Annotated in this window: 25 protein-coding genes and 2 pseudogenes; 18 read left to right on the top strand and 9 right to left on the bottom strand. The window is 50.1% G+C overall.

Annotated features, from left to right (window positions below; all coding sequences use genetic code 11):
- Positions 1 to 113: 113 nt before the first annotated feature.
- On the top strand, positions 114 to 536 hold the full coding sequence (locus E0L35_RS15400) for a VOC family protein (RefSeq protein ID WP_138800769.1): 423 nt from the start codon (positions 114 to 116) through the stop codon (positions 534 to 536).
- Positions 537 to 695: 159 nt separating this feature from the next.
- Here the strand turns inward: E0L35_RS15400 and E0L35_RS15395 are convergent.
- Positions 696 to 857 (bottom strand): annotated as a pseudogene (locus E0L35_RS15395) (transposase); the annotation flags it as partial.
- Between the two features lie 445 nt (positions 858 to 1,302).
- Here E0L35_RS15395 and E0L35_RS15390 point away from each other — a divergent pair.
- The 16 genes from E0L35_RS15390 to E0L35_RS15310 all read left to right on the top strand — a co-directional run bounded on the left by E0L35_RS15390 (position 1,303) and on the right by E0L35_RS15310 (position 12,885).
- Complete coding sequence (locus E0L35_RS15390) at positions 1,303 to 3,135, top strand: LodA/GoxA family CTQ-dependent oxidase (protein ID WP_138800768.1); 1,833 nt, start codon at positions 1,303 to 1,305, stop codon at positions 3,133 to 3,135.
- Positions 3,135 to 4,217, top strand: coding sequence for an NAD(P)/FAD-dependent oxidoreductase (locus tag E0L35_RS15385; protein ID WP_138800767.1), 1,083 nt, complete (start codon positions 3,135 to 3,137; stop codon positions 4,215 to 4,217). Before E0L35_RS15390 ends, E0L35_RS15385 begins: the two co-directional genes overlap by 1 nt.
- A 437-nt stretch (positions 4,218 to 4,654) precedes the next feature.
- Positions 4,655 to 5,080 carry an N-acetyltransferase gene (locus E0L35_RS15375; protein ID WP_138800766.1) on the top strand — a complete coding sequence of 142 codons (426 nt, stop codon included), beginning with the start codon at positions 4,655 to 4,657 and terminating at the stop codon, positions 5,078 to 5,080.
- A 60-nt stretch (positions 5,081 to 5,140) separates the two neighbouring features.
- Positions 5,141 to 5,575 carry a GFA family protein gene (locus E0L35_RS15370; RefSeq protein ID WP_084625343.1) on the top strand — a complete coding sequence of 145 codons (435 nt, stop codon included), beginning with the start codon at positions 5,141 to 5,143 and terminating at the stop codon, positions 5,573 to 5,575.
- A gap of 264 nt (positions 5,576 to 5,839) precedes the next feature.
- A complete protein-coding gene (locus E0L35_RS15365) occupies positions 5,840 to 6,262 on the top strand; it encodes a tetratricopeptide repeat protein (RefSeq protein WP_138800765.1) in 423 nt (140 codons plus the stop codon).
- 83 nt (positions 6,263 to 6,345) lie between these two features.
- Positions 6,346 to 6,831 (top strand): DUF1456 family protein, encoded by a 486-nt coding sequence (locus E0L35_RS15360; RefSeq protein ID WP_027957590.1) that lies wholly within the window; start codon positions 6,346 to 6,348, stop codon positions 6,829 to 6,831.
- A gap of 130 nt (positions 6,832 to 6,961) precedes the next feature.
- Complete coding sequence (locus tag E0L35_RS15355; RefSeq protein WP_138800764.1) at positions 6,962 to 7,405, top strand: hypothetical protein; 444 nt, start codon at positions 6,962 to 6,964, stop codon at positions 7,403 to 7,405.
- A 65-nt stretch (positions 7,406 to 7,470) separates the two neighbouring features.
- Positions 7,471 to 8,031 carry a hypothetical protein gene (locus E0L35_RS15350; RefSeq protein ID WP_138800850.1) on the top strand — a complete coding sequence of 187 codons (561 nt, stop codon included), beginning with the start codon at positions 7,471 to 7,473 and terminating at the stop codon, positions 8,029 to 8,031.
- Between the two features lie 333 nt (positions 8,032 to 8,364).
- Positions 8,365 to 8,784, top strand: a complete 420-nt coding sequence (locus E0L35_RS15345; protein ID WP_022523102.1) for a MarR family transcriptional regulator — start codon at positions 8,365 to 8,367, stop codon at positions 8,782 to 8,784.
- A gap of 229 nt (positions 8,785 to 9,013) precedes the next feature.
- Positions 9,014 to 9,391, top strand: a complete 378-nt coding sequence (locus E0L35_RS15340; RefSeq protein WP_138800763.1) for a DUF4440 domain-containing protein — start codon at positions 9,014 to 9,016, stop codon at positions 9,389 to 9,391.
- Positions 9,392 to 9,442: 51 nt separating this feature from the next.
- Positions 9,443 to 10,069 carry a LysE family translocator gene (locus tag E0L35_RS15335; RefSeq protein WP_138800762.1) on the top strand — a complete coding sequence of 209 codons (627 nt, stop codon included), beginning with the start codon at positions 9,443 to 9,445 and terminating at the stop codon, positions 10,067 to 10,069.
- A 97-nt stretch (positions 10,070 to 10,166) separates the two neighbouring features.
- On the top strand, positions 10,167 to 10,499 hold the full coding sequence (locus E0L35_RS15330) for a GFA family protein (protein WP_171051167.1): 333 nt from the start codon (positions 10,167 to 10,169) through the stop codon (positions 10,497 to 10,499).
- Positions 10,500 to 10,593: 94 nt separating this feature from the next.
- A complete protein-coding gene (locus tag E0L35_RS15325) occupies positions 10,594 to 11,142 on the top strand; it encodes a nucleotidyltransferase family protein (protein ID WP_138800760.1) in 549 nt (182 codons plus the stop codon).
- Between the two features lie 93 nt (positions 11,143 to 11,235).
- Positions 11,236 to 11,682: a hypothetical protein gene (locus E0L35_RS15320; RefSeq protein ID WP_027957582.1), complete on the top strand. Its 447-nt coding sequence runs from the start codon at positions 11,236 to 11,238 to the stop codon at positions 11,680 to 11,682.
- 60 nt (positions 11,683 to 11,742) lie between these two features.
- On the top strand, positions 11,743 to 12,234 hold the full coding sequence (locus tag E0L35_RS15315) for a RidA family protein (protein ID WP_022523105.1): 492 nt from the start codon (positions 11,743 to 11,745) through the stop codon (positions 12,232 to 12,234).
- Between the two features lie 141 nt (positions 12,235 to 12,375).
- The gene (locus tag E0L35_RS15310; protein ID WP_138800759.1) at positions 12,376 to 12,885 is read left to right on the top strand and encodes a GNAT family N-acetyltransferase; all 510 of its coding nucleotides are present in this window, start codon (positions 12,376 to 12,378) and stop codon (positions 12,883 to 12,885) included.
- A gap of 279 nt (positions 12,886 to 13,164) precedes the next feature.
- On the opposite strand, the gene E0L35_RS15305 is transcribed toward E0L35_RS15310, so the two are convergent.
- A complete protein-coding gene (locus E0L35_RS15305; RefSeq protein ID WP_138800758.1) occupies positions 13,165 to 13,401 on the bottom strand; it encodes an addiction module protein in 237 nt (78 codons plus the stop codon).
- A 142-nt stretch (positions 13,402 to 13,543) separates the two neighbouring features.
- On the opposite strand from E0L35_RS15305, the gene E0L35_RS15300 reads away from it, so the two are divergent.
- Positions 13,544 to 13,825 carry an antibiotic biosynthesis monooxygenase gene (locus tag E0L35_RS15300; RefSeq protein WP_138800757.1) on the top strand — a complete coding sequence of 94 codons (282 nt, stop codon included), beginning with the start codon at positions 13,544 to 13,546 and terminating at the stop codon, positions 13,823 to 13,825.
- 50 nt (positions 13,826 to 13,875) lie between these two features.
- Here E0L35_RS15300 and E0L35_RS15295 read toward each other — a convergent pair whose 3' ends face one another.
- The 7 genes and pseudogenes from E0L35_RS15295 to E0L35_RS26680 all read right to left on the bottom strand — a co-directional run.
- Positions 13,876 to 14,082: a YrhK family protein gene (locus tag E0L35_RS15295; RefSeq protein ID WP_022523108.1), complete on the bottom strand. Its 207-nt coding sequence runs from the start codon at positions 14,080 to 14,082 to the stop codon at positions 13,876 to 13,878.
- A gap of 45 nt (positions 14,083 to 14,127) precedes the next feature.
- On the bottom strand, positions 14,128 to 14,583 hold the full coding sequence (locus E0L35_RS15290; RefSeq protein ID WP_009287032.1) for a carboxymuconolactone decarboxylase family protein: 456 nt from the start codon (positions 14,581 to 14,583) through the stop codon (positions 14,128 to 14,130).
- Between the two features lie 52 nt (positions 14,584 to 14,635).
- Positions 14,636 to 15,439: a helix-turn-helix transcriptional regulator gene (locus E0L35_RS15285; RefSeq protein WP_022523109.1), complete on the bottom strand. Its 804-nt coding sequence runs from the start codon at positions 15,437 to 15,439 to the stop codon at positions 14,636 to 14,638.
- Positions 15,440 to 15,484: 45 nt separating this feature from the next.
- Positions 15,485 to 16,492, bottom strand: a complete 1,008-nt coding sequence (locus E0L35_RS15280) for a helix-turn-helix domain-containing protein (protein ID WP_138800756.1) — start codon at positions 16,490 to 16,492, stop codon at positions 15,485 to 15,487.
- Positions 16,485 to 17,051, bottom strand: a complete 567-nt coding sequence (locus E0L35_RS15275) for an isochorismatase family protein (RefSeq protein ID WP_138800755.1) — start codon at positions 17,049 to 17,051, stop codon at positions 16,485 to 16,487. Before E0L35_RS15275 ends, E0L35_RS15280 begins: the two co-directional genes overlap by 8 nt.
- A 200-nt stretch (positions 17,052 to 17,251) precedes the next feature.
- Positions 17,252 to 17,848 (bottom strand): GNAT family N-acetyltransferase, encoded by a 597-nt coding sequence (locus tag E0L35_RS15270; protein WP_022523113.1) that lies wholly within the window; start codon positions 17,846 to 17,848, stop codon positions 17,252 to 17,254.
- A 72-nt stretch (positions 17,849 to 17,920) separates the two neighbouring features.
- Positions 17,921 to 18,039 (bottom strand): annotated as a pseudogene (locus tag E0L35_RS26680) (IS30 family transposase); the annotation flags it as partial.

The raw sequence follows: 18,039 nt of genomic DNA, 5'->3' as shown, positions 1-18,039 counted from the left end.
AGATAGACAATTAGCGGTGTTTGGTAGTCAAGCATGCTCTTGATAAGCAGGGGTATGTAAGCAATAACGAACCAGAAAGTCTCTTTTTTAAAACTAGAAATTTTGGATTGATAATGAAAATAGATGTCGGCTTTACGCACATTGCGTTATCAGCAAGTAACTTAGATCAAAGTATTGATTTTTATCAGCGCTATGCCCACATGTCTGTCATTCATGAGCGAACAGATAAGGAAATTGAAAAGCGAGTCGTTTGGTTGTCAGATAAATCACGCCCATTTGTATTAGTGTTAGTACAAAGCAGTAATCCGGTTCCTATATTAGGGCCTTTTGCCCACCTGGGTGTTGGTTGTAAAAGCAAGAGTGAAGTAGATGATTTATGTGACCAAGCTAGGCGCGAAGGAATATTGTCCCGGGAGGTGACTGATAGCGGCTATCCGGTAGGCTATTGGGCATTCATAAATGATCCTGATGGACATGTTTTAGAAATTTCGTATGGACAGGAAATCGGCTTAACGGTTGAAAGATCGGAAACTTAGGGAACAGCAATACCGCCTCTGTTGACGAGTGCTTGTTGTTGAGCGCTCCGTTGAGCATCTTTCAAAACTATCGAGTGAGCTGTTTAAAGCCAATCAGTAAGCAGCCCGCCCAGCAAAGTGAACGCATGGCGGAGATCAGTACGCCGCTCTTATCGTGTTGCAAGTGACGCCGGAACCCCATCCCATTTCTTGAGGTAACACTTCCCACGGGATGCCTGACTTAAGAACAAACAGGATGTCGGTCAAGGCGGCACGGTTGGAAACACGTGGCCCACCACCATCAGTCTTGGGTGGATCCAGTGGCAAGAGCGGCTCAATAATTTCCTAAAGTTCATCAGGACATTTTTCTTAGCCATAATAGCTAAGCTAGGCACGTGGTGAGCTATTTCAAGGGTTTTGCGAGGAGCTCTTATCAAATTCAGGCTAGATAGCTGCCTTCATGTGTTTAGAGATTAGCTATAAGTTTACACCGACTAATTTTGGGAATCGTAGGGGATAATGGTTGGGTTGTGTTTAATAAACCCTTAAGCGGGGAAGGCCAGTTACCTTGTAAAAGGTAGCAGCGCAATTTGAATAGATGAGACCCAAATTAAATTTCACCTTTTGCAGTGAATAAGTGGCTGTCTTGTTCTATCTTGGTGAGCAGCAGTGTACCGCTGATCCTGCTTTACTATTTCTTCAGTTACAGTTCAGAGATTCATGAGCCTATGCGGCGCCAGAACCCCTTCGCTTCATGGTGTCGTCCCATACAAAAAGGGAGTGACAGATGTCTGAGATCGCTTACGCCAAAATTCACCCGGCCATTGGTATCGCCAGGGTGGGCAATTCCAAGCAAACTGACGGTTTTTACATCGGCCCCCAGGTCACCGAGCCCCTGCCCAGGGAACCGGGGGCCTATCGGGACGCCACTGGTGCCTTGAAACGCGAGGTGGCCGAGTTCCGCATCTACGCTTACGACGGCAACGGTAGGGTAGTGCGGGAACTGACCATGGATCCTACCACCGAGATTACCTGGACAGTGGAGGTAGCTAACCATAAAGCGGCTTGGTACAACTTCGAGCTCGCGTTGGATATCCCCGAAGCTGAGACGGCAGCGCCTTCCACGCGTCGTAACGCCGAGGTGGCTCTGCGGGATAGGCACAATCTGTCCATCACCCCTGGAGCGCGTAGCATCAATACCTGTTCCGGCGTGGCTCAGTTTCAGGGCGGCACGTTCATGGGAATAGAGGTGCCACTGGGGGAGTTACGCACCGACACTGTTGGTCGCCTGCAGGTGTTCGGTGGCCATGGGCGCTCCGCTTCCTATCAGGAAAAGCCACCCACTACCTTCGCCAATAATGACGGCTGGTATGATGACACCAGTGACGGCCCCGTGACGGCCACAGTATTGGTGGATGGCCGTCCGATTACCGTGACGCCAGCCTGGGTGGTGGTGGCTCCGCCCAATTACGGCCCACAGCAGAAAGCGGTGCGTACCATGTACGCGCTGATGACGGATGTGGCTATCCAGGCTGGCCAGTTACCGGCACCCACCAGACCTTCCTTTACCGACGACATACTGCCCATCCTCAAAGCCATGTGCGATCTACAATGGATGAATGCGGGCTTTGCCGCTGGCTTCGGCTATGGCATGCCCCAGTACTTCCTGGAGCACCGCTACCTGTCGCAACTGGCCGAGCCGGGTGAAACCTACGCCGAACTTAGGCGCACCGTGGCCAATAGCTTCCGCAATCCCCAGGACGGCGATATCTCCATGAAGCCTTGGCCCTGGATCTATGGCGATGCCATGAATGTTCCCATGCCAAATGTGCCCGACGCTATGAACACCCTGACCACCACCCAACTGGCACTTCTGGACAAGTGGGCAGAAGGGGATTTTGAAGCGGACTACGATCCACATCGGCAATCACCTGAGAGTATCGACAAGGTTCCGTTGGAGCAGCAGCCCGCTATGCTGGACAGAGCAGCGATGGAGTTCTGCATCGCCGACGCTTTCCATCCGGGGTGTGAGATGACCTGGCCGGTACGCCATAGCACCATGTATATGGAACCCTACCGCTGGCGCCACCGCAGCCCCGAAGATCCGGAGCCGGACTATGGCACAACGCTGACGCCAGCCATGGCGAAGTCCTATAACGGCCCCCTATACGGCCAATACCCCGGCTCTATTACCCGTTGGATGGCTATCCCCTGGCAAACTGACACTGCCAGTTGCCGCTCCGGCTACGACACCGAATACGATCCCTATCTACCAACCTTCTGGCCTGCTCGGGTACCTAATCAGGTACTGAGCAAGGAGAACTATGACACGGTGATGAACGACTCGCTGCCGAGAGAAGAGCGCTTGGCTGCCTACCATCAGCGTGCCGATTGGGATCGCACCCTGGGCGCTGGCCACAATAAACAGTTGGCGAGAATGGTGACTGATTTTGATCAGATGGGAATCGTAGAGGTGCAGCCAGGGCTCAACGGAGATCCCGACTTCCCGCCGCAGATGCAGGTCGAAGATAGAGGCGGCCGTGACTTGACGCCTGAGGAGCGGCACGACACAGACAAAGGCATGCGGAAGCTGTTGATCGAACAACGACGCGGCCGCTAATGGCCGACTATCGCCCCTTCGACGTAGTGATTGTCGGTGCCGGACCTGCTGGGCTGGCGCTCGGCACTCTGCTGCGGCCGGAGCAGCGGGTGCTGGTGCTGGAACGCCGGGCTTCCCTGGCTAGGGCGCCCCCCATTGGTGAGTCCCTGCCGGGAGCAGCAGCTGTGCTGCTGCAGCGCCTTAACTTGATGGCGGCTTTTCGGGACGCGGGACACCGGGAGCGGGGCGCTGCAGTATCGGTGTGGGACGATGATAAGCCGGTCTGGCGGGATGCCATCCAGGATCCGGCCGGATCTGGGTGGTATCTAGATCGGCGAGAATTTGAGCAGATGCTGCGTCTTCGAGCCCAGGATGTCGGGGTGACGCTGGGGGAGGGCTGCAAGCAAGTGGATATCCGCCACCGTCAGGGCCAGTGGTACTTGGACACGACACTGGGATCGTTTAGGGCGCCTGTGATGATTGATGCCACGGGCCGTAGTGGGTATCTGGGGCGTCAATTGGGATTACGGCGCGATGCTGATGATCCTTTGCTGTGCCTCTACAGTTTCCTGGACCAAGCGGCCGAGAGCCAGGACGCTACTATGCGCATTCAGGCGGATGCCCGTGGCTGGTGGTATACGGTGCCCCTGCCTCAAGGGCAACGGGTGTTGGCCTACCATATGGACGTCGATGATCCGCTATGCCGTCAGTTGTTGCGTCACCCCGATGCCTTTCTGGCCCGAGCCAGGGAGCATGCCCTATTGGCAGAGGTACTGGAGAGGGTGGCCCCCGCCCGTGTACGCGGTCGACCGGCGGGTACTTCCCTGTTGGAAGTAGGGCAGTTGCCGAAGGCGGGGCCGGGATTTCTGGCTATCGGCGATGCCCTGCTGGCCTTCGACCCATTGGCTTCACAAGGGCTCTTTCATTCTCTGGCCTCGGCAACCAGTGCTGCCAAGGCCATCGAGTCTGGCTTGCACCAATCACTCGGTGCTTACCAGCAGGAGATGCAAGCAGTCAGCCAGCGTTATCTCTGGCATCTCAAGGCCAGCTACCAGGGGCCAAGGCGGTTCAGTCAGGAGGCCTTCTGGCAGCGGAGGCAGTGAATTGAAGGCCATGGCGAGTGGTATGGTAAATCGCGTAAATGGGTGCACTTTTGGTGACGACGAACATTACTTGGCGCTAAGCGATATCCCGGCCGAGCGGAATTTAAATCAAGATGCCACTTAATAAGCAAGCAGTTCAGCACCTTCCGGGGTGCTGAACCGTAATAGATTTAGCTTTGATGCACCATGAAATATCTTTAGAATAACCTGTTAAAATTCCTGGATCTTTCAGTGGGACTTGGAAGCAAAAAGGCTTTCAGGAAGTGATGAGAGCTAATTACTCCTATGTAAGGAACGGATTGACTCTAAGGAAGACAAAGCATACCGGCCTAAATTTATGAAGCTGCCTAGCGCTGGTTCAGGTGCAACCTTATCCAGGGCTAGGCAGCTTTTCAGTACCGCCTTTGGCGCCATTGACCATCGTTAGGAACATTTAGATGATTCGTAAATACCGTGAGGCGGATATTGAACAAATTTTGGATATCTGGCTTTCAGCTTCGATTAAAGCCCACTCCTTTGTTGGTTCTGAATTTTGGCAGTCAAAAGTTAGCGATATGCGGGATATATACATCCCTGCATCAGAGACCTTTGTATTTGAGGCTGATGAGCAGATTACAGGGTTTTATTGCCTCTATGGAAATACGTTAGCAGCAGTTTTTGTGCTACCAAGCCTGCAGGGACATGGTATAGGGTCAGCGTTGATTGAAGATGCTAAGAGCAGAAGGGCGTGTTTACAGCTAAGTGTCTATAGGCAGAACGCTTCCAGCATCAGTTTTTATCAAAAACATGGCTTCATTGCATTAAGTGAGCAGATTGACGAACAAACTGGCTATCCTGAGTTCATCATGGAACACTACTGTTAACAACGTGTAGCGATTAGCAGCGGTTTGTGATCGAGGGTGTAAAGCATTAAGGAATATTCAATGAAAGGTGAATGTCTGTGTGGGGAGATTAAGTTCGAAATCGAAGGGGAACTGCCGAACTTCTATCAATGTCACTGCTCTCTGTGTCGCAAAGCGACAGGGTCTGCGTCAAATACGGCCACTTTTGTAAAAGCGGATAGCTTCCGTTGGCTTTCCGGCCAATCCAAAATCAGTACCTTTCAGAAGCCAACCGGCTATCGGAATGATTTTTGTTCGGTCTGCGGTAGTCTGGTACCCAACCAACTGAGAGACACGGAGTTGGTATGGGTTCCCGCTGGTTTGCTGAATGATGAGACTGCGTCGCAAATATCTATTCATCTTCACCTTTCTTCATCGGCTTCTTGGGCGTCAGAATCAGATGGTTGTGTTCGTTTGGATGGTGGCCCTGATAGTTTGGAGTCACTTAACCAGGCATTGCAGAAGCCAAGTCGTTGAATGCAGGTCGAATCTTTGCCATTGGTAGCTGAAATGTCCTCCAATGCCTCTAAGGAGTGGTCTGATGACGCGAGCAGCTAGGACGACCACTCAAGCAAAACATACCAACACCCCAGCACAAAAACCGTAAAATGATCGCCCGTAGAGCCATCCCCAAAGGGTATAATGCCACCGGTGACGGTGGGGTGGCTTCCTTACATACGTTGATTTTCAGCAGGTTTGCTTACTTGTTACTATTTTTAAATAGAGAAAAGGCAGTCGTTCATGATTAACACCAAAATATACAAGGCGGTTTACGAACTCGCTGAAAAGCTCATGAAGGCTGCCGATAAAGAGGATAGAGAGGCTTTTGATGCGCTCTATGCGCAGTTGGAAGCTATTTGCACCGAGAATGAGAGCACCGATAAAGATCATCCAGAGCAGTGGGAAACCTTGGCTGACTTCACGGAAGAGCTGGATGAGGCGCTGGCAGTCTACGAAAAAGCCTTTGAAAAGGCCGTCGCCATTAACTCGAAGGATCACATGTCATCTATCGCGTTCTCCATGGCGAAGTTGCAAGTCGAACTGGGCCAAACCGACGCGGCTATCAGTAATCTTAAAAATGCCCAAGTCACTGCCAATAAAATTGAAGATGGCGAGCTTAAAGACGAAATTGACGAGCTGCTTGGGAAACTGACCACAGGTTAGTTTCTTTGAGCTGCTGGTTTTAATCATGTAGATGCACATAAAGCCTGATTGTGCTGGGTTTGCCTAAGACTAGGGACACTATTTTGACCAATAACGATATTTTTCGCCGCATACGTTACACCTTTGATTTAAAAGACAGCACCATCGTGGATATCTTCGCCTTGGCAGAGGTCAGCGTGGCTCAAGAGCAGGTAACGGCCTGGCTGAAAAAGGATGACGACGACGCCTTTGTCACCATGAAGAACAAAGAGCTAGCGGCGTTTTTGAACGGCTTCATTAGCTTTAAGCGTGGTAAGCGCGAAGGGCCACAGCCCGTGCCAGAATCGCAGTTGAACAACAATATGGTGTTCCAGAAGCTGCGCATTGCGCTGAATTTAAAGGCTGAAGATATTTTGGCTGCTTTTGAACTGGCTGGCTTCAACCTAAGTAACCATGAATTAAGTGCGTTTTTCCGCAAGCCCAGCCATAAGAATTATCGAGAGTGTAAAGATCAGGTGCTGCGAAATTTCTTACTCGGCATCCAGCTTCAGTTGCGGCCAAATCAGGACGCTTCAAGCTCTGAGTCCTGAGCTTAATCGCCTGAATTCATATAATACTGCAGCACTTTGTATCATACGGTATAGGCCAGCTGCGGCTTCGATGTGACGTTTTAACAGCTGTCGAATCGAGCGGTTATTGGCGGTCTAACAGGAGAGTGTAATGTCTATAGATCCAATGGCGGTATGGGCGAATATGACATTGAAAATCTGGCCTGAGCGCTACTGGATGCTCGATCTTAGCGATACATCCGCTCAAAATGTGGCTAACGTGTTCGTGGCAAGCGATGCTCGGTACAGCTGTTTAATTCGCGATCAGGCAGGTGTATCCGCGATAGTCGACGAGGCGGCTCTTGAACGCTTAAAAACTGAGGTCTCGATAAGAGATAGCTTCGGCCCGTTTCGAGTTGTATCAACGGATGGCGAGCTTCCTTTCGATCTGATTGGTTTTCTCGGCCCTGTTCTGCGAGTGCTAAATGAACACGGCATTAAAGCTGGCCCGCAGTGTGGTGCCGTATTCGATCACTTGTTTATTTACGAGCGGGATATCGAGCGAGCGAATGCTCTTTTAGAGGATTTCATTAGCCAAGCTAGGGCGTGTCAATAAGTTGCTTTGATATGTCGCTCAACGGGGCGTTTGATGGCTATTGGCTTGGCCGAAGGCATGAAACAGTGATCAGGCTACCCGATTTCGCTACCCACTATTATTTGCGAGAGACAGGCCCGTTTCGGAGTCTCTCAGAGCTTCCTGCTGGCTCGGAAGATCCTGTATTTCAAGATATCCTAACTCGTCATCAGCGTGATCCCGGTTACCGGCGGCGCTACGGTAGGAATTACATAGGAGTCCGACGTGAGGTGGAGGCTCGGCTGCGTGAGCTCTTCGTTGCGCGTGGAGGTAAACCGCGCCGCGATCATCCCTTCTATCTAGTGCTTGGAGAATCCCCTTGGTTTCGTGACCTGAGCGCAAACCAAGGTGAGCTTAGAATCCCTCTCTCTGAGCTCGATCCCGAAGTAACGTCTTTAACTTACCCGGATAGCTTTATTGCGCTAACCCGAGACGACAAGCCTTACTACAATCAAGTGTTTCTGCTTAATGAGGTGAGTAGGCTCGTTACACGCTTCGGAATCCCTGCCAATGATCACGTGATTCCTTACGAGCGCTATTGGGAAACAGATTTTGAGCTCTATATCGAGGTGCAGCTTTGGGACACTCCACCCAACTTCAAAGCCTAGAAAACAATTAATTCAATTTTTTGGGAATGAAGGCAGCAAAATTGCGCTATATAAGCATCGGTGAAGGTAGGCTTTAGCGTTAGTGCCTTTCTCGAAATGGGAAGCAGTGGTGCCTTCGTGTCGCATTTTATCCTGAAGATGATGGACAGATTCTAATTCTCTTTGTCATGAATTAGGAGAGTCAGCCTCGTGCATACATGCATGAGAGCAGCTAACCTGGCATTTCACTCGGTCATCAATAACCGCTAACGACCATTTGCTTGCAATATGTTTGACTGCGCAAGCATTTGAGTATATATTTGTGGAATCAACCATCGCGCAAGAGTAATGACTATGTCGGAAAATATAGAGGCAGGATTGGTGTTAAGTGTCATCAACCTGCAAAGTAAAATCCAAAAACGGATTGGCAGTGCGCTTTCCGCGCATGGTATTGGCCTGTCCGATTATCTGGTTCTCAATCAGCTATACACCGCACCCAATCAAAAAGTACGCCGTAGCGATCTTGCTGAACAGGTTGGGTTGAGCCCATCAGGGGTTACTCGCCTTTTAAATCCTATGGAGAAAATAGGGCTGGTTAAGAAGCAGGAAAACCCTCGTGATGCCAGAGTCAGCCTGGTGGCACTTACCACAGCTGGGACAAAAATTTATGAAGATGCGCAAGTTTCGTTTAAACACGCTTCTGCCGCATTGCTCGAACCACTTGATAAGAAAGAGTTGGATGAGTTTTATAAACTGTTAAAGGCAGTGTTGTAGTTTTGCTTGCCCACTGGGCATTGACTCTTGATAGACCAGCCAGAAGATTTCAAGGGTTTGCAGCGAACAAGCCACTGAAAATTGGATCAGCTCGGTATCGAGTCATCCCAGTTCATTGAAGGCGCTTATGTCGACTTGCTCGAGGAACAGGGGAGCTAACCATTGATTCTATAGGCTCTAACCAAGGAGCCACGAAGGTTGTCGAGTTCATACGTTAGGGTAATCAGCTATGGAAATCGAAGCGGATCTGATAGAAAAGGAGAGAGCCTTGCTTAGCTTCGAGGTGCGCAGGTCACCGGCGAAGCTGTGGTCTTTACTATCCTCGGATTTCCTGGAGATCGGCGCATCAGGCGATTTTGTCGGGTTAGATAGTGTCCTTGATTGTTTGCCGCAGGAATCCGCATGGTCGGCTATATCTCAGGACTTTGAACACCGGAGATTGAGCTCTGATCTTATTCAGCTCTTTTATAGGGTTGCTATCAGTCGTCAAAACGGCTTAGGTACAAGCTATTCTCGGCGAACGTCAATATGGCGGAATGAGGGAAGTGAATGGAAAATGGTTTACAACCAAGGTACGGTTATTTCTCCTTTTGAGGTTCAGTCTTAGATCGTTGATTCTGCGGGCGTTACACACTTCAGTTTTGAAAAGTGAGGGGCTATGGGAACGGAAATTTGGCTTCTGTATGTCAGCACCGTATTCATTTTGATGAGTACACCGGGCCCTAGCCAGCTTTTGATGCTTTCCAATAGCGTTAGCAATGGCTTCCAACGGTCGCTATTTACCGCTGCTGGCGATTTGTCAGCCAATTTTTTACAAATGATTGTCGCCTCGATAGGTTTGGTGAGCATTGTTCAGCAATCCAGTGATTTCTTTATCGCTGTGAAGTGGGCGGGGGTGGCATATTTATCGTACTTAGGCCTAAGGTTGATCTTCTCAAAGAGTGGGGGCCATGTAGGTGCGGCGAATCAGGGGCGGTCGAAAAAAAGCTTGTTTTGGCAAGGTTTTATCACTTCAGCCGCAAACCCTAAAGCCGTTATTTTTTTCGCTGCTCTTTTTCCACAGTTCATTAATCCATCTGAGCCCCTTCTGCATCAGTTTGCGATACTGAGTGCCACGTATCTCATCATGGATGCGGTTTTCTTGTTTTCCTACGGTAAATCAGCTGAATGGATCAGTACGAAACTCAAGTCATCAGCGCGCCAGTACTTAGGTAAGGTATCTGGATCATTTTTGATTGGCGCAGCGGTGCTTCTAGGACTGAAGGAGGTTGATGCTAACTTATAAAACGCCTCGCCAGCGATAGATACGGGGGAAAGCTGTGGTCAAGCAAGTGGGCGGAGTTAACATTCAACCTAGGCACAGGGCTGCATGCCACTGCGGCATGGTGGAGCTCGAACTCGATCTGCCTGATGGTCTTGTTGACCCGAAAAGGTGTAACTGCTCTATTTGTAGGCGCAAAGGTGCTGTTATGGCCTATGTACCATTGAGTGGTCTTCACATTCTTCGCGGTGCTGAGCATCTAAAGCTATATCAATTCAATTCAGGTGTCGCAAAGCATTACTTCTGTTCAAACTGCGGCATCTACACCCACCACCAAACGCGCTCGAACCCCACTGTGTATGGATTCAATGTCGGGTGCCTGGAAGGCGTTAACCCCTGTGATTTGGATGGTGTACCGGTTAGCGACGGTATCAATCATGAGGTTGATCTGTAGCAGCAGGGATAGGGGAGCTATAACGTGTCCAGCGTTGGATGGTTCAGCACCACCCAGCAAGTCAAAATAGGCGCATTGGTAGTAAGGTATTGAGATGGAGCATGAAGCGCTGGTCAAAAAATGGCTGATGAGTGATCAGGCACGTATGGAGGCGCTGACAATAGCGGCTGCGCGGAAGCTGCCGGGGTGGTGTCTCGCTGCTGGATTCGTTAGAAACTTGGTGTGGGACAAGCTGCATAATTTTTCGAAGAATACGGCCCTTAACGACATCGATTTAATTTACTTCGATCCTGACGACATAAGCGATTCCCGCGATCATGAGATCGAGCAAGGATTAAGGAAAGTCTCAACGTTTCCCTGGTCGGTAAAGAACCAGGCAAGAATGCACGAGAGAAATAATGACTGTCCGTATACGTCCACTGAAGATGCCATGAGTTTCTGGGTAGAAGTAGAAACTGCTGTAGGCGCTGCTTTGGATGATGATGGAGACGTTATTCTTGTAGCTCCCTTTGGTGTTAAGCCTCTGTTTGACTATACCATTACCTTAAATCCCAAACGACCAAAGCGAACAGATTTTGATGCCCGAATATGCGCTAAGCGATGGCTACAAACCTGGCCAAGGTTGGTGGTAAAGGTCTTATAGATGATTGTTGTATCGGCAGGGCTTAGCACTGCACCGAGATCAACTATTTTCTTTACCGTGAAAATTGGTTGAAAATTAATAGGAAATGAAGCTATGGAACTTGCTAGAGTAAATGATGAAAATATCAACGATCTTTATGACTTGAATGTCAAGCTTGCTGAGTCTGAAAATCAAAAGCACCTGTTTACTGCTGATAGAACAAGTTACGCCGACGCTTTTTTGGCCTCTACGCCTGCTTGTTTTGGATTGTTGGCTTATCAAGACAACCAGCCCATTGGCTTCTATATATATAATTTTAAGTTTGCGAGTTACGTTGGATCCCGCGTTCTTTATATTGAGGATCTGTACTTGATCGATGGTTTTGATGGCGATGAAAATAAAAGTATTTTACTACAGCATGCTGTAAATGAGTCACAGTCTGAGAATTGCTGTAGAGCTGAGATGCGTGTTCTTAAAGAGTTCAATATTGGGTATGATCTTATAAGTAGCTTTGGTTTCAGTGAGATCAAGAAGTGGAATGTTTATCGTCTAGATCTTTAATAAACCATCACCAGTGCGCGTTGTCATTAAAACCTTAACAGCATATACGTGGAGCCTGTAATGAAATCAACCGTGGAAGAGCGTATCCGTTCGCTGGGCTTGGAACTGCCCGTCGTTACCACGCCAAGGGGCAGCTTTCGTTCCTATGCCATTTCGGACAACATGCTCTATCTGTCAGGTAAGGGTGCTCCGTTGCGAGAAGAGGGAGTTGTTGTCCCAAAAGTTGGGCAGGAAGTCACTGTTGAGCAGGCTCGGATGTACGCTCAAGAGGTTGGCCTGTATCTCCTTGCGCTCATTAAAGAAGCGCTGGGTGACTTTGATCGGGTTCAGCGTGTCGTGAAGGTGTTTGGTATGGTCAATGCTGATCCTAACTTTACTTCTCACACTGAAGTCATCAACGGTTGTTCCGACCTGTTTGTTACCGTTCTTGGTGAGCGCGGTGAGCATGCACGCTCTGCCATTGGGGTTGGCTCATTGCCGAAGGGGTTTGCTGTGGAAATTGAAGCCATCGTTGAGTTTTCAGACTCTTCGCCACACCATCGTCACGCTTAACCTATTCCTTGGGCTGTTCCGAGTTTTGGTAGCAGTTTTACCCAACGTCGGGGGCCTTAAGCCCAGTAAAGTCACACTTCTCCCGACAATCAATTGGGGTCGGAGCTAGCGCTTAACGAGAGCATCATCAACAAGGAGGAAATGGTGCAAATTTGTGAAACGGAGAGGCTGGTTATAAGAACGTTGTCCTTAGATGATGTTCCCGAGTTGACCAATATCCTCAGCGACCCTGAGGTGATGAAGTATTCGATTCGAGGCGTTTGCGATGAAACGGCGACTCGGCGGTTTATCGAGTGGTGTTTGGATAGCTATGCGTCTCACCGTATCGGGCCATGGGCTTTAGTTGAGAAGGGGGCCGGTAAGCTTGTTGGCTTTTGTGGTGTCAGCCCCGAAGAGGTCAATGGTGTTGAGGAGATGGGGCTAGGCTATCGGCTAGCCAAACAGTACTGGGGCCAGGGGCTGGCGTCTGAGGCAGTGCAAGCGGTACTTCATAAGGCATTTAATCAAAAGCAGCTATCGTCGGTGGTGGCTATTATTGAGCCTGAAAATGGTGCATCACTTAAGGTCGCAGAGAAAGCTGGGTTTTCTGCGTTCGACATCCTTGAGTTTCATGGCCGTCCAGTGAGGCAGTATCGGTTAACTCAGCAGTAGAGGGGCGTACTTCATACTAATGAAATGAAAGCGATAGGTGCGCGATGAGTGGCATTATGGGCTAACCCGATTATGCCAGTAGCCCGGCTTTCTCGAGTGATGGGCGAAAGCAACAATGGTAATTGTTTGGTTATTGGAAACAGTCACAAGGGAAAACGGGAATTGTTGAAGGATGAAGCGCTTTGTGCCACGTTTGCGTGCTTCGCCTATTACAGGAACCAGTGGTGGATTTGGTGCGCTTAGCTTTGTGGTAGCTTGTTCAAAGGTATCCTATCAAAATCAGTTCCTTAACCGAGCTCTGGCACGCTCAAGGACTTCACTGACATCTAAAGATTTGATTTTGCCAGATTCAATCTCATTGATTCTGCGACATATCTCCGCATCCCAAGCTTCCGATACACTGATTTCAGCCATACCATCCAGGCTTGCTACCAAATCAAGAGCGAGTTTAGCCCGCTCTTTCTCCGATAGGGTCATTGCTTCGTTCGTGATGGTTTCAAGTTGCGCTGTATTCATCTATTTACCCAGCCTTATGGAAACGGCAATGTCAAAATCATGCAGTAAATTACACTTGCTAACAAGGCCATCATGCCTGCCTATGGACTGTTGCGGAACCATATCATTAGCGCAGTTGGCAGATTCTGCGCCGAGGAAATCAATGTCAAAGGTCATACTGAAAGGATTTATCATCGTCCCCGAGCCGGATCTGAATGCTGTTAAAGCAGAGCTCATCAACCATAAGCGGTTAACCCTGGCTGAGCCCGGCTGCCTCGTTTTTGAGGTTGTTCAATGTACTATTAACCCCTATCGATTTGATGTGTATGAAGAGTTCATTGACCGAGACTCTTTTGAGCGACATCAAGCTAGAGTGAAATCCTCCGCCTGGGGTAAGGTTTCAGCCAATATTGAAAGGCATTACAGTCAGCAATCCGCTGGGTAGCTAACCCAGCGGCTATAACCGACGTTTCTTACTTTCGTATGTGTGCTCTATTAGCCGCGCTTCTTACCAGTATCTCTCATACTCATCACGTAAATAATGAACATGATCAGTGAGCCCATTACAAAACACCATACGCCTACGGTTGCGTAGCTCGCAAAAGCGGGAAGAAACAAAAGACTGCCAAAGAAGAAAAATAAGCTTGATAAGAGACCGAGTAGGTTGGGTAGCTGTTGATGCTGCGCTATCTCACTGTTCATTTTATTTCCTTATCTGAACTATTACTTTCAAGAGCCTCACAGTGCTTAAATACTGATGTCCGGTGCAAACTGAAAGCCCACCGATACCCGATTCCAACTGTTGATTTGGACAATAATGGCGGTGAGGTCAATTAGCCCCTGCTCACCAAACGCAGCTAGGGCGTTTTGATAGTCGTTGTCACTCACCGCTTGCTGGCTGACCAGTGTTAGTGCTTCGGCCCAGGCGAGTGCGGCGCGCTCTTGTGTGCTGAAGCAGGGGGCTTCACGCCAAGCAGGCAATACGTCTAAGCGAACCTGGTGTTCGCCATCGTCTCTGGCCTCTTGCGAATGCATGTGCTGACAAAAGCAGCAGTGATTAATTTGCGAAACACGTAGGTTGACCAAGTGGATTATCGAGCGATCAACCGTTGAGTCTGGGGCAACGTCGCCTAGTGCCGTCAGGTGCTTAGCTAGGCGGGGGCAAAGGCGATATACAGACTGTTGAGAGATACGAGTAGACATGTGGGTGACCTCGGTGAGTAAGTTGAGAGCTCAGCTTAACGTCGAGGTTTTTTTACGCCTTGTAAATTTGCGACAGTTTGCGCTTGCGATAGGCGGCGGGCGTTTCATAGGCGAGTGATTGGAAGGCATGGGTGAAGTGAGCTTGGTCATAGTAGCCGCATTGCAGGGCTATTTCCGTTAGGGGCAGCGTGGTTGCAAGCAGTCCATGGCGGGCTCGGTTCAGCCGGGCATAGGCCACTAATTGGCCTGGGGTAACGCCCACCTCGCGTTTTAATTTGCGCTCCAGGGTACGTCGAGTAAACCCTAACGTGGCGCCTAACTGTTGGGGCGGAAGCTGAAGTGCTCCAATGGCTTGAACAATCTTAGTGATACGGCTATTGGCGGGTGGCTGGCTTTCTAGTCGATGTAACAACCATGTTTCCAGCAGGCGTAAACCCTGTTGCGAGTCCGACTGGTAGAGGCGCTCTACCACAGGTATTAATCCTTGCAATCCTAATGGTTCAAGCTCGTTATCCAAGCGGTAGTGTGTATCTGTGAATGCTTCGGGTAGCAAACCCAGCAAGCAGTGGGTGCCGGCTGCCTTAAAACGAATGCCCAGACAGGGTGCGGTGGTGTCGAGTGTCTCTATCAACGTGGTTTTGTTGAAACAGAGCGTGATAATGGGGTGGGGGCTGGTGAGCTTGATGCTGAGGCTAGCACCGGCATCAGGGTAGAACTTTTCGGTTCTTGATTCAGTGAGATGCCCTGGGCGCCCCATTGACCAAAGGCACTGAACCCACGGGGCTAAGCGTTTATCAGGCAGGCGATGCCGAAAATTTAGATCGTTAGCGTTGCTTGGCAAGATGAACTCGGTCATGGCGTTAACCAATGGTATGTTTTTTTAATGATGGCTCACATTAACTCAATCACGCAGCATCTGGGAGCTGGCCCGGCGCCATACACTAGGCGGCGCTTTTTCCTGGCGAGCCCAGTTGCGCCTTAGCTGCCGCTCATCCCCGAATCCGGATGCTTCGGCGATACGCGCTAGCGTCCATGTCGTTTCGGTCATTAACGCTTTGGCTCGCTGCAGGCGCAACCCCATAATGTAGTCGCCCACCAGCATGCCGGTGAGGCTTTTGAATTGGCGCCGAAAATGACGCTCACTCATGGCTGCCTGAGCCGCCAATGTCTCGATACGCCAGGTTTGCGAAGGGGCGGCACATATTGCATCTTGAACGCGATGCAGCCGTTCATCCACATGATTGCGGCCCTCAAGCCATGCACCCAACTGAGGCTCCTGACCACTGCGACGAAGATACAGCACCATCTCTCGCGCTACCGCCAAGGCCAGTGAATGGCCACAAGCACGGGTAAGCCAGTACAGCATGGTATCAATGCCGGTCGAAATCCCCGCGCTGGTTAAATAGCGCCCGTCCTCGGTAAAGATACAATCACTTTGTACCTTTGCTTGTGGGGCTTTGGCTTGTAACTGCTCGATTAGCGCGTGGTGGGTGGTACAGCGTCTTCCCTTTAACAGGCCCGCGTCTGCCAGTAATAGCGTGCCCGAGCAAACGGTCATCAGCGTATCTGCATAGTGGGCATTCGCTTTGAGCCAAGCAACACACTCTTGCTGCGCTAATGGCTCAAGGCTATTGCGGTACTGCCCAGGAATAAGCAGTAAATCTTGAGTAGGGAGCTGTTCAGGCAAGGGATCGATACCGCTAAGGGTAAGCGGCCCTAGCCACTGCATGGCCGCTTTGGGGCCGAGATAGCGCACCTGAACGTCTATCGAAAGCCGGTCAGCACACTGTAAGACCTGAAGTGGTCCAACCAAATCAAGTGGCACCTGGCCGGGCATCATCAGTACCGCCACCCGCAAGGTGGTGGCTCTTGTGGATGGCGGTTGGCTATTGTGCTGCTCTTCACTCACGTGGGTTTTGCCATTCGTTGACCATGTCTTGTGTATTGATAATACGCGCAAAGCGGCCCTCAAGTACCAGTTCGGTGCGTGCCTTAATATCATCCGCTGACCAAGTGATACCTTGGCGCGTCATGGGGAACGTTAGGGTAGCATCGCTGATAAAGTCGACGCTAAACCCTAAATCCGACGCCACCCGTGCGGTGGTTTCGCAGCATTGCTCGGTACGAATACCGCTAATCGCCAGCCGTTCAATGCCTCGCTCCCGTAACCAGCTTTCTAGTGAGGTATCGCTGAACGCGTTATGCGCACGTTTATGAAAGGTTACCGCCACTTCATCGTTAAAGTCATCAAGCGGACGAATAAGGCCACCGTCAGGGTCGAAAGCCCCTTGGCTGCCAGGTGCCTCATGCAGAATGCGTACAACCAGTATATCGTTGGCCTGGGCTGCATTCAGTACCGCACGCTGCTTGGGGCGCCACGCCTGAGCCAGTGATTCTACCCAGTAATCGCGGGCAGGGAACGAGGCTTGAACATCAATTAATAGTAATGCGGTTTTAGGCTGGGTCATGGCTAATCTCATCGTGTTGAAGTGAGGTTACAGATTAGCTGTTACGCATTCTGCCAACGATGCGTTAAGCGGTCACAAAGGGGGCAATTTCGGCCATGTGTGGCCGAAGGGTAATATCTGACAATGGCGATTATGAATCATCTAGGCGCTAGGCTCTCACCTCTGAAGGGATATGCTTTCGAGAGGGCGAGAATTGTCTGCTAAGTTAAACTTGCTACCTTCAACACCATGGTTGTTGACCCAGAAAAGCCGATTAACCATTTCAAGTAGGGAAAATGCTCTTCGTTTACGGCGATAAATCCTTTGGACTCGTACAGCCTCCTTGCTCTCGGGTTGCTATCGATAACGTCTAAGCGGATCGTCTCGAAACCATTATCCACGGCATGTGCAATAATGCTATCCAAGAGTCTGGAACCTATGCCTCGCCCTCGGAATCGGCTATCGACAGCAATCCCATCCATCACCAATTCTTGAGATTTTGGCTTGCGCTCGAATAAGCTGAACACCAGACATGCCCAGAGCCCTTTCAATGTTCCAAGCTTGCCTATCAGCTGTTTCATCCCGATTCCGCTCGTTAGCGAACCATTGGGCTGCTGAAACCCTGCTAGCCCAATGACCTCATCTTCAAAGATGGCAGTAAAGGAAAATTCAGGGACAAAACAGTCGGAGAGTAATTGAATGCGCTTAGCCTTGTCAGGTATTGCGCTCGCGAATTTAGCGCCGAAAGCTTCTTCATATAGCTTAGCGACAGGCCCAGCCTTCTCAAGGTTAAAGCCTTTCTGAATCAGAACGTTCATATACTGGCTCCTAGATTCAAAGAGAAATGACTATTGGTCACAGACGCAGTGAATTAATTTTTATTCCTGAATTCAAACATTAAGCGCAGCACCCGCGGTTTTCAGCGCCCCTGAATACTCTCCCAGGAACACTTGTGCCGGTGTCCGATACCCCAAGCGTTTTCTGGGGCGATTGTTCAACTTGGCAACGA

Origin of the sequence: Halomonas sp. ATBC28 (assembly GCF_005937175.1) — a bacterium.
GTDB lineage: Bacteria > Pseudomonadota > Gammaproteobacteria > Pseudomonadales > Halomonadaceae > Vreelandella > Vreelandella titanicae.
The sequence above is the reverse complement of the archived record's forward strand: the minus strand, read 5'-3'. Positions and strand labels throughout refer to the sequence as shown.